Raw genomic sequence first — 11,821 nt, 5'->3', positions numbered from 1 at the left:
GATTTGTAGTGAATTAAAATAGTTTTTGTAAAAGAATAAAAGTCTAACTTAACTTTTTGAGTCTTAATTACACCCTTGAATTGGTAAAAAAAGGTTTCAAAATCGACAAGATTTGACTTCTAAATGACGCTTCTTAAAAATAAGAGGTAAGGCAATCTGCAAAAGTGATTTTCGAGAGCGTATTAATGAGTTTATTTTCCAGAATCATAAAACGAGATGTCTGTATTACTTCAATTGTAAAAATGAATTCTTTTTCATTTTTTTAAAGGTGCTCGTCTTAACGGTTTTTCCAGTATCTAATATCAAAATACCCGAATAGTCCGGATAACTTTTTAACAACTGTAATCCTTCCTTTTGACCAAGGACCATAATAGAGGTGCTTAATCCATTGGCTGTTTCAGCATTTGGACCTATAATTGTTACGCTACACAACCCCGTTGCAGGATATCCCGTCAAAGGGTTTATAATATGAGAATAGCGTTTGCCTTCAAGAATTACAAATTTTTCATAACTTCCAGATGTCGTAATTGCACCATCATAAATAGGGATAATAGTCATGACTTTCTCAGGTTTAAATGGATTTGTAACTCCTATTTTCCAAGATTCTCCATTGGGCTGTTTTCCCCACAAACTCATATCTCCAGATCCATTAATGATGCCAGCACTTATACCTTTAGATTTCATTATGGTTCGGCATTTATCGGTTGCATAGCCTTCGCCTAAGGCGCCAAAACCTATTTTCATACCTTTTACTTTGAGGTAAATGGTAGACTCTAAACTGTCCAAAATGATATTTTCATAACCTACCTTTTCAACCGATTTTTTAATAGCTTCTTCTGTAGGCATTTCGGTCATGGATCCATCAAATTTCCAAATTCGATCCATTGCCGCAAAACTGATGTCAAACCTGCCCTGTGTTTCTTTTGATAATTGAATGGCTCTCTGCGTAAGTTCAAAAACTTCACGATCAACTTTTACAGCTTTTATACCCGCATTTTGATTCACGGCTGACACCTGCGATGTAGGCTTCCAGTCCGAAATCAAATTCTCTATTCGTGTAATTTCGGCAACAACTTCATCAATACTTTGTACAGCTGTTGTAGTATCTTGAGCCACTATAGAAATGTCAAAGCGACCACCCATCAATAATGTGGTTCTTTTTTTTAGAACTTGTGCCTCTAGGTTTTGGCCTAATAATAAGGTTGCTAGCAATAAAAATAAACGAAATGGAATCATTACTTATTAATTTTGTTAGGGCGTGACCCTCAGTTTCTTTCCAAAGGACGAAACTGAGGGTCGTGCTGTTCGTTCCCGCTTTTATAGAAGAGCCCCAAAAAAGGCTTTTCTATAAAGAGCTCCACTGCCATCACTCACGCAAAGCACATGCGTATAGCAAGGTATTTTTTTTAATAGCAGTCAGACAGAATTTGATTTTTATTTTTGTATAAGGCAATTCCAACTCCAGAATGTGCAAGACAAATAGTATCTAAAACACGTTCTACATCTTGCTGCATGGCTAGTGAACCACAAATCATGACTACTCCGCCAGAACTTAGTAAATCTATAAAAAAGGAAGCATCACGCTGAATTAAATCCATGACATACATAGCATTTTCTTCACGAGATAGCGCTACATGAAATTCTGTTAGCCTCTTTTTTTCTATCATTTCATTTAGGAAAAATTCATACCCTTGTACGGTTTCGGTTTTTTTCCTAAAACCACAGTATAAATAGGTAGAAACTTTTGTTTTATTTTGGTCAATCATTCCTAAAAACGGAGCAATTCCTGTTCCATTTGAGATCATTGCAATTTTTGTAGCCTGTACAGGAAAATAAAATGACGGATTACTTAATATTCTACCCTCAAAAACATCTCCTTTTTTTAAGTGATACAAATATCGAGAACCCAAACCATACGGATGTAATTTTACTACAAGTTGGATCTTGTCTTGTAGCATACCTATTGAGTACAGTCGTTCTTGATTGTCGTTTGCAGGATAAATGGCAAGCAAATCACCTGATTTTATTTTGTTTCTTTTGGCATATCCTAGATTCATAATAAAAGTTTGGTCTTTAGGAGTGACTTCTGTTTTATCAAGTACAATAAGTTTTTTTAATCCCTTTGGTACAGCATTGTATAAAGATGGGGTAGTAGCCAGCGGGATTCCTGTTTTGGCATTCCACAAGCGTACCCATTCTATAAATTCAGTAACTGATTTGTCATTAACAGTTTGTAAATCGAGTAATCGTACAGCCCAGTCTTGCTCCTCTAAAATACGATCAACTGTAGAGGCAAATTCACAAAAGTCAGGATAAGCACGAGATCCAAAACCCAATACTGAAAAATTTATCTTTTGGTTTTGACTGTTTTGATTTACTAGTGATGTAAACTTAGTAGCATTTGCAGGCGCATCACCTAAGCCATGCGTTGCAGTAAAAACCAATATATGTTCTGCTTGAGGATAGGTTTGATATGAGTTGAGTTCCGTTATAAAGACTTTATTTCCTGCCGCAATAAGTTGTTTTTGAATCGCATTTGCAAAAACGAGTGTGCTACCATTCTCTGATCCTACTAAAATAATGATGTTACTTTCGTCTTTTTTGAACTTGTTTTTTATTCTGCTTGATCTACGTTTGAGTGTCATGGCAAACCCAGAATAGATAAAAAACAATATGTTGATACTTGCAAAACCCAGTATTAATGCCCATAAAATACTTGTTCTCCCGGTATGTAAATTGAGACTCCAGCTTGAAATAAGCGTTTGTAATGGAAAAGGTGTTTCGCGTACTACCGCTCCAGTTAATTGATTTACTTCAATTTCTTTGTCACCTAAAGTTATAATATAATTTTCCTCAGGATCATCAGAAAACGGAAATTCTATTTTTTGAATATCGCTCAGTAAGGTGTTTTTAAAAAATGATTGAGCTGTTTTTTTTGTTGGAGTATGAGTTATAGTAGTTGTATTTTTAGTTTCTGTTTCAGCAGAATCCATAAAAAAATTGAACTTCTCTAGTGTCAAAAAAGTTCCTGTAATGGCAAGTATTAGAATCGGAATCAAAGACCATCTTCCTAAAACAATGTGGTAGTACTGAGCAAAGTTTTCCTTGACAATTTTTGAAAATAAACTACGAAAACTTTGTTGTCTTTTGATCAGCAGAGCTAATCCTGAAATACTGATTAAAACCAGTAACAAGGAGATAAAACCAACGATGAATCTTCCGGTTTCTTTTAAAAATAAAGACCTATGAAGGGCAGTTGTCCATAGGATAAATTCGTTTTTTTTCTCGGGTTTCCCAAGGATTTTCCCAGTTTTAGGATCTATGTATGCGTTGATATCTTGATCTTGACCGTCTATTCCCTCTAAAATTACAAACTGATTGTGATCTACACGTACCGAAGTTATTTCTGGGTAAACGTTTCTAACTGCTGTAATAGTTTTGTCTAACGTGAGGGTATCAAAATTAGCAACTTTGTAAGGTGGAGTTTTTTCCTGAATAGCATCAACAGCAAGAATCACTCCTGTAACTGATGCTAATATTAAAAACAACGCCGAGAATAAAGCTAGAGCTAAATGTGATAATCGCCAAAAAGAGAGAGTCATAATATGAAAATAGTTACTTATCCGTTCTAATTATATCTTAGACATTGGATTAAAGTATGTGATTTATTTAAAAATGACCCTTGCATTCATTTAAAAAGCAAGGGTCAATTAGTTTGAATTGAAGTATTATAGGAGTACTAAATTTTATTTAAACGCACATATCTGATGTAATTATTACCTTCAGTTTTAGCCGCAATACCCTCTGTGGTAAGTGGAATTTCAATATCGGTGGTGTGGTATTTATGATCTTCTACAGCTGTTTCAAAACGCAATTTAAATCCTTTATTGATTTTAGCATCTTCAATTTCGATAGTCGTGATGCTACGGTCGCCTCCTGTTACAGATGCGCCTGTTTTAGCACTTAAATTTTCAGGTTTTTTAGCATAAAATTTGTGCCATTCCTTTAATGTTTTGTACCATTTTTTATCATCGCCCATTACATAAAGCGTTTTTACGTATTCTCCTTTTGCATTCACTAGTGAAACTACAATGTACGCTCCTTCGCCCATATAGTTTGACATTTGTAACATGCATTTGTATTTACTACTTTGAGCAGTTGCTTGATTTGTTGTAAAACACAATAATAATAGGGTTAACGATATTTTAAGTATGGATTTCATATTTTTATTTTAAAAATTCTAGATCAATTTTGTTTGTGGTAAGCGTCTCATTTTCCTTAGCCAAAGAGTATGCCGTTTCATCAAATTCAGTAGTAATATCTTTTTTTACTCCTATACTTAATAAATATTTTAACATAACATCATCCTTTGCAATCATGGCGGCTTTGTGAAGTGCCGTTAATCCATCTTTGTTTTTTGAATTTAAGTCTATTGGCAAAGAAGACAATTTTTTTACCAAACCCAAATCATTTTTTGCAACTGCAAAATGGATTAAAGTACTGCCGTCTTTTTGAGTTGCATTTAAATCTAGTCCTTTTTCTTGTAAAAGTTTCATCTTCAAATCAAATGGATCTTGAACGGCACCGTTTGCGTTTTCTGGTTTACCGGCCATTGGCCTGTAGGATTGAATTAAATAGTACCCTAAATTGTTTTGATCTTTGTCTAATACTTTTGGATTTGCACCTTTGTTTAGTAGTACTGTAACTGCTTCGGGAGTTCCCGATTTTACAGCAAGCGTCAAAGCCGATTCTCCTTTTTCATTTTGAGCATTGATATTTGAAACAAGTGGTAACAATAATTCTAATGCAGCTATGTCTCGGGCTGCTGCCGCCACCATGAGCTGAGTATTTCCTTCATTATTACTAGTGTTTACAGGAACACCTTTTGCCAGAAAATAATTGATTACTTCAATTTGGTTTGGCTTTCCTGCTAAAAAATGCAAAACCGTTTCTCCGTTTTTATTGGCAGTAGTAGGTTTAAGTTTTAAATCTTCTACTAAATATTTATAGGTCTCTATTGAAGTTACCTCTCTTCTTGATCCTTGAGCAGCAAAAAGTAATGCGTTGTTGGTATATTTTACTCCTTTTTCAATAAGTGATTTTAGCAAGGCTATATTTCCTGATCTTGCAGCATAATCAAAAGCGGTGTTTCCATCAGCATCAGTATCTTTTAAAGACATTCCTTTTGAAGTGAAATAATTTGTAAGTGCTAAACTTTTATCACCAGCAATAGCCATGTGCATCAAGTTTACTCCGTCTCTATATTTTTTCTTAGGATCTGTCCCTGCTTTAAAAAAAGCTTCGTAAAGTGCCGTGTTGCTTTGGGCTCCAATTGCTGCAAAAGTAAGAGGGGTTTCACCTTTACTGTCTTCTAGATTAATATCAGACCCTTTTGCAATTAAATGTTCTACAATTGCCGTATTCCCTTTGTTTGCTGCCCAATGTAAATAAATACGATTGTCATGTGTCAATTTACTGACCTCATTGCCAGGTTGTTCTAAAAGGTATTTTATAGTCGCTTCTGGCGCATCATTGTTAATTGCCATTACGGTAACATCAAATGCATTTGCTGTTTGTCCCGCTGGGTCATTTCCTTTTTCTATTTCAGCTTTTACAATATTCACATCTGGTTTTGTTTTCCAAAAAGTGGATTCTAATAAGGTATTTTTTTGCTGTGCACTTACTAACATTGTTGTTACAAAGGCCAACGAAACAAAAAGTTTATTTTTCATGTCAATAGTATTTGAATTTCTATTTTTAGCTACTTATTTAGATTAAATAAAAATAATATGTTGCAAATATAGAAACCCTTTTTGAAGAATTAAAATTATTTAGAATAAATATGAATAGTTAAGTAAAAAATTATCAAATTTCTTAGGGCTGTATCATACAAAAAATTAATTTACAGAGTTTTAACTGAAATTAGATTCTAACTACTTTTTCAAAACAAACTGTTCAGACGAAGGTTTTCCTTGCTGGATTCCGCTTATTTTGGTAATTATAGATTGGGATGACACTTGCTGGTAGGTAATAGTTCTAGGATAATCGTTTTTCGGGTTTTCAAAAACCATTGATTTTTCTGTTGCGCTATTTAAAGTAAAAACAACAGGTTGATCATTATGTTGTCCTTTAATTGTAGCGGTATAAGTGAGATTATCACCGTTTTGTTGCAGTACAATTGTTTCATGGTGTATGGTATCCTTGTCTTGTATGTAAAATGAGGTGCCTAGTAAAGTGCTGTCATTGCCTTTTGTCCAGTTCTCAGTAAGGGTTCCGGTTGCTGTTTTGTATTTCCAGTTTCCTATGATCCATTGGGCTGCTTTAATTTTTTCTTTTTCGCTGTTTTGGTTTTTGTTACAACTAAAAATACATATTACGGACAAGATAATTAGGGCTGATTTTTTCATGGAATGTATTTAAGGATGAATATTTTGTGCCTTACAAATTTATAAAAAAGATGTGATTTCTGTTGAAATATTTAATTGCCAATTATAGTTTACTTGTCGTTCTTAGCCCAGATAGAAGCGGCATCCTTTTTATGATTTTTTTTAATCATAAAAAGATATAGCGGATAGCTGGATTAAGCTCCAGAAAACTAACTATTGCTTTTAAGAATTTGGTGTACAAGATCTTTTGTGGCTGCGACTCCGTTTAACTGTTCCCGAACCTTAATAAAACTTACGTTAAAGGTACAGCCTACTTTATACTGGCTACATCCATAGGCTAATTTTCCTTTTAAGACGGTTCCTTTTTTGCATTTCGGGCAGGATAATTCGTCAGGAACGGCTTTCGCCAAAGTCTTCTTTTGTTCAAGTATAAGTTGGAAATTTTCGTCAAAACGCAATAATCCTTCTACTGTACCGGATTGTGTTTTAAAATCTTTCAAGTTTACGGTAGATCCTTTTTGCAATAAGCGCAAGTATTGATTTTCTGAAATCTTTTTTTCGGCATAAACATAAGGTAATAAAAAAGTACATCCAGATTGATACGCACTGCAACCGTAGGCTGTTTTTCCTTTTAGTAAAGATCCTTGTTTGCATTTCGGACATTTTTGTTGTGCAATTCCGTCAGGTGATTTTTTTACGGGTTTTGCAATTTTCTTTTCTTCATGCAGTGGTGTTGCATGTATGGCACGACGAGTTTCTAGACGAACTTCATCAACAAGTGTTCCTACCATTTGTTTCATATTATTAATGAATGAAGCGGCAGAATACGTTCCTTTTTCAATATCCCGAAGTTGTTTTTCCCAAGAACCCGTGAGTTCTGCTGATTTTACCATGTCATTTTGAATGGTGTCAATCAGTTGAATGCCGGTTGCAGTGGGCAATACCTGTTTTTTATTACGAATAATATATTGCCTCTTGAATAAGGTTTCAATAATGTTAGCTCGGGTTGATGGTCTGCCAATACCATTTTCTTTCATAAGTTCGCGCAGGTCATCATCTTCAACTTGTTTTCCGGCGGTTTCCATGGCTCTTAATAAGGTAGCCTCGGTAAACTGGTTGGGCGCTTTCGTTTCTTTTTCTAAAAAAGAAGGTTCATGAGGGCCGCTTTCGCCAATGGTGAATAAGGGTAAAAGATCGGTTTCTTTTTCCTTGGCATTTGGATCTTCAAAAACAACTCTCCATCCTTTCTTTAAAATTATTTTACCGGTTGTTTTAAAAACTACATCGGCAGCTTTACCCAGCACCGTAGTATTGGCCACAAGACAATCGTCATAAAAAACAGCGATAAAGCGTTTGGTTATAATATCGTATACCTGCTGGTGATTGTAGGACAAGTTATTTTGTACACCCGTGGGAATAATAGCATGGTGATCTGTAACTTTACTATCATTAAAAATCTTACTTGATTTTTTTATTTTTTTATTCAGTAAGGGCGCGGTCAATTGTGTGTAAGCCGTTAATTTTTGTAAAATACCAGGCACTTTTGGGTACACATCATTAGGTAAAAAAGTGGTGTCTACTCTAGGGTAGGTAATTACTTTTTGTTCGTATAACAGCTGTGCTATTTTTAAAGTTTCATCTGCTGAGAAACCAAATTTAGTGTTGCAATACACTTGTAATCCAGTAAGGTCAAATAATTTTGGAGCATACTCATTGCCGTTTTTCTTGTCAACAGCAATAATTTCAAACGGGCTTTCTTTTACTTTTTGAGCCAGAATTGCACCTTCTTCTTTCTTTAAAAACCTACCTTCTTCATAATTAAAAAGGGTTTCACGGTACATGGTTTGTAATTCCCAGTAAGGTTGTGGCTTGAAATTCATAATTTCTTTATACCGTTCTACAACCATAGCAAGAGTAGGGGTTTGTACCCTACCTATAGATAACACTTGCTTGTATCCACCATGTTTTACAGTGTACAGTCGAGTGGCATTCATACCCAGCAACCAGTCACCAATAGCTCTAGAGAAACCAGCATAGAACAAGTTGTCGTATTGACTGGAGGGTTTTAAGTTTTGAAAACCTTCTCTAATAGCTTCGGTTGTCAAAGAGGAAATCCAAAGTCGCATCACCACTCCTTTATAGTGCGCCTGGTTCATAACCCAGCGCTGAATGAGTTCTCCTTCTTGGCCGGCATCACCACAATTAATAACCATTTCTGCTTGGTCAAACAATTGTTTTACAATTTTAAACTGTTTTTGGATTCCTGAATTTTCCACCACTTTGGTTTCAAATTTCTCAGGAAGCATGGGTAAGTTATTCAAATCCCAACTTTTCCAGTGGGGTTTGTAATCATTAGGTTCTTTAAGCGTGCACAAATGTCCAAAAGTGTAGGTAACCGCATAACCATTTCCTTCATAATATCCATCTCGTTTAGTGTTGGCACCCAGTACAGTTGCAATTTCTCTTGCCACACTAGGTTTTTCGGCAATACATACCTTCATCTTCATATACATTTAAGGGCGCAAATTAGGAATTTAGAAAGGATATCAAAAAACAATTCGCACAGAGTTTTAAAAAGCTTTTTTAGGAGCAGTACTTCTTTCTTAGTAAGTAAAACTCCTCCTGCTATCCGCTATATCTTTCATCCCGAAAAAAAATCGGGATAAAAGGATGCCGCTGCTATCAGGGCTAAATAGAATATATTCTTTTTCAAAAGGAGTAGAGTGTAACACAAGAGTCCTAAACGTAAATATTTAGTTAAATTCTAGCACGAATTTATTATAGTAGCAGATTCAAATTGTTTCATGAAAATGGTCAAGTAGTCTTATTTAATGGATCTGATACGCATTGGATCCAAAATATCATGGAGCTTTAACTTTTTTGACAAACTAAGTTGAGTAAATTTTTCTTCGCTATCCGGGAATTAACCAGATAGCGAAGAAAAATTTAAAAACAACTCAAGGAAGGTTTTGAGTTGTTTTTAAATAGATACGACTACTCATTAAAATAAGAATACGTATCGTTGTTTTTTAATTGAAGTAAGGTTTTGTAAATAAGCTGTATCACATTTTCTACATCAGACCGATCAACCATTTCTACTGTAGTGTGCATGTAACGTAGTGGTAAAGAAATCAAAGCCGATGCTACACCTCCGTTACTGTAGGCAAATGCATCAGTATCTGTGCCCGTTACTCTTGACGAAGCTAATCTTTGAAACGGAATCTCATTTGCAATAGCTGTATCAAGAATTATTTCTCGCAGTGTATTGTGTACAGCTGGGGCATAGGTAATTACTGGTCCTTTACCTATTTTTGTGTCGCCTTCTATTTTTTTGTCAATCATCGGCGTGGTTGAGTCATGACATACATCGGTTACAATAGCAACATTTGGTCGTATGGTTTTAGTAATCATTTCTGCGCCACGCAAGCCCACTTCCTCTTGCACAGAATTGGTAATATAAAGACCAAACGGTAGTGTGATTTTATTTTCGTGCAACATTCTAGCTACTTCGGCAATCATAAAACCACCCATTCGATTGTCAATGGCTCTGCAAACAAATTTGTTTTCATTTAAAATCATGAATTCGTCTGGATACGTAATTACACAGCCTACATGAACACCCATAGCTTCTACTTGATCTTTTGTCTCACAACCTATGTCAATAAAAATATTCTCAACTTTAGCAGTTTCCTCTTTGGCTCTGCTTCTTGTATGTATGGCTGGCCAGCCAAATACTCCTTTTACAATACCTTTTTTAGTATGAATATCCACTCTCTTTGATGGAGCAATTTGATGGTCAGATCCACCGTTGCGTATCACATACAGTAATCCATCTTCAGTAATGTAATTTACATACCATGAAATTTCATCGGCATGTCCTTCAATAACTACTTTATATGGAGCATCAGGGTTTATAACTCCTACAGCAGTTCCATAGGTATCCGTTATAAAGGTATCTACATATGGGCGTAAATAATCCATCCATATTTTCTGACCTTCGCTTTCGTAGCCCGTAGGAGAGGCGTTGTTTAAGTATTTTTCTAAAAAGGCTAAGGAAGTTGTATTTAATAGTGTTGTTGTACTCATAAAATATTTTTTTTGCTAAATTAAAAATTTGGCATCACACTTGTACATATATTGTATAATTTTGATTTTAAAAATTCGAAACATGAAACCATTGCTTATAGCGTTATTAATTATTTTTTGTGTTCACTTCTCAAATGCACAGACAACACCTCAAGACACTACAAAAATAGGTTACGAACTTGGTGAAGATGAATATGAAATAAATGACACCATACAACTGCCAGAAATTTTAATTTCAAAAGAGAAACTAGATCCAGAAGCTAGAAAACAATTCTTATTGCTACAAAGTAGAGTATATAAAGTGTATCCATATGCAAAAGTAGCATCAGAGCGATTGACAAACCTTAATAAAGGCATGGCGAATTTAAAAACGAATAAAGAAAAGAAAAAATATTTTAAGATTGTCGAAGGTTATTTGAGCAATGAATTCGAAGCTAAACTCAAAAAACTATCCCGCAAGCAAGGCCAAATATTAGTAAAGCTTATTCACAGGCAAACAGGCACTACTACCTATGAGCTTGTAAAAACCCTCAAGAGCGGTTGGAAAGCTTTTTGGTCAAACACCGCAGCAAGTTTATTTGATATCAATCTTAAAACAAAATATGCTCCATATACCGTAAACGAAGACTATTTAATAGAAACTATATTATTTAGAGCGTTTGAAGCTGGAAGACTTCAAAACCAAAAACCAGCAATTGTTATAGATTATGATACTTTAAACGATTCCTGGGTGAAACGAGCTGAGAATTTAAAAAAATGATAGTCTATATTTCTTTCTATAAAATTAGAGTTTCAATAAGTGTTAGTGCTATTTGATTTTTTCTAGAATAGATCTCCGTTCCACTTTAGTATACCTTAAAAAAGCACAATTAAAGAATTGATGTTTTTCCTTAATATTGTATGTGTCTCTTTAATAGAGAGGAGTCAATAGCGAGAATGTAATAAGAGTTGATTTGAGTTGTACCTTATATATAGTATAGAAAGTCTATCTACCTATATATAGAAATAAAACTATCAAACACCCTCCACGGTCATGATTTCACAGTAAAACTATCTTAATTCAAATTAGCTGAAAAAAAGTTTAGTTTTTAAGAGTCGTTTAATCAGCGCTTTAGTTTGAAAGTTAAGAAAAGATTAAAAAAAGGTTCAAAAAAAGCTTGTAAAAGCGAATAAAGGTTGTAGTTTTGCACCCGCAATAGCGCAGACGTTCTTTAAAATACTGGCAAGAAAAACAAAGTGAATAGAGATTTACTCTTTAAAAAAAAACTTTAAAAAAAGCTTGTGAGATTTAAAAACGAAAGTTATCTTTGCACCCCGCAAACGAGTTCACCGAACACTTTTAGAGATAA

General features: G+C 34.6%; 8 protein-coding genes. 1 reads left to right on the top strand and 7 read right to left on the bottom strand.

Going from position 1 to position 11,821, the window contains the following annotated elements:
- Positions 1-225: 225 nt before the first annotated feature.
- The 7 genes from FPG59_RS09550 to FPG59_RS09520 all read right to left on the bottom strand — a co-directional run bounded on the left by FPG59_RS09550 (position 226) and on the right by FPG59_RS09520 (position 10,472).
- The gene (locus FPG59_RS09550; protein ID WP_254906674.1) at positions 226-1,236 is read right to left on the bottom strand and encodes an FAD:protein FMN transferase; all 1,011 of its coding nucleotides are present in this window, start codon (positions 1,234-1,236) and stop codon (positions 226-228) included.
- 170 nt (positions 1,237-1,406) lie between these two features.
- The gene (locus FPG59_RS09545) at positions 1,407-3,602 is read right to left on the bottom strand and encodes a PepSY domain-containing protein (RefSeq protein WP_086454383.1); all 2,196 of its coding nucleotides are present in this window, start codon (positions 3,600-3,602) and stop codon (positions 1,407-1,409) included.
- A gap of 137 nt (positions 3,603-3,739) precedes the next feature.
- Positions 3,740-4,222, bottom strand: a complete 483-nt coding sequence (locus FPG59_RS09540; protein WP_086454382.1) for a DUF2271 domain-containing protein — start codon at positions 4,220-4,222, stop codon at positions 3,740-3,742.
- A 4-nt stretch (positions 4,223-4,226) separates the two neighbouring features.
- Entirely contained in the window at positions 4,227-5,732 is a 1,506-nt protein-coding gene (locus FPG59_RS09535; protein WP_086454381.1) for an ankyrin repeat domain-containing protein, read from the bottom strand.
- 201 nt (positions 5,733-5,933) lie between these two features.
- Positions 5,934-6,407, bottom strand: coding sequence for a DUF6265 family protein (locus tag FPG59_RS09530; protein ID WP_086454380.1), 474 nt, complete (start codon positions 6,405-6,407; stop codon positions 5,934-5,936).
- 188 nt (positions 6,408-6,595) lie between these two features.
- The gene (locus FPG59_RS09525; protein ID WP_086454379.1) at positions 6,596-8,887 is read right to left on the bottom strand and encodes a DNA topoisomerase 3; all 2,292 of its coding nucleotides are present in this window, start codon (positions 8,885-8,887) and stop codon (positions 6,596-6,598) included.
- Between the two features lie 493 nt (positions 8,888-9,380).
- Positions 9,381-10,472: a M42 family metallopeptidase gene (locus FPG59_RS09520; protein WP_086454378.1), complete on the bottom strand. Its 1,092-nt coding sequence runs from the start codon at positions 10,470-10,472 to the stop codon at positions 9,381-9,383.
- Positions 10,473-10,554: 82 nt separating this feature from the next.
- Between FPG59_RS09520 and FPG59_RS09515 the strand changes: the two genes are divergently transcribed.
- The gene (locus FPG59_RS09515; RefSeq protein ID WP_086454377.1) at positions 10,555-11,232 is read left to right on the top strand and encodes a DUF4294 domain-containing protein; all 678 of its coding nucleotides are present in this window, start codon (positions 10,555-10,557) and stop codon (positions 11,230-11,232) included.
- The last annotated feature ends 589 nt before the right edge of the window (positions 11,233-11,821 follow it).

The organism is Flavobacterium sp. FPG59 (assembly GCF_002150205.1).
Lineage (GTDB): Bacteria > Bacteroidota > Bacteroidia > Flavobacteriales > Flavobacteriaceae > Flavobacterium.
This window is presented reverse-complemented; position numbering and strand designations above follow the sequence as displayed.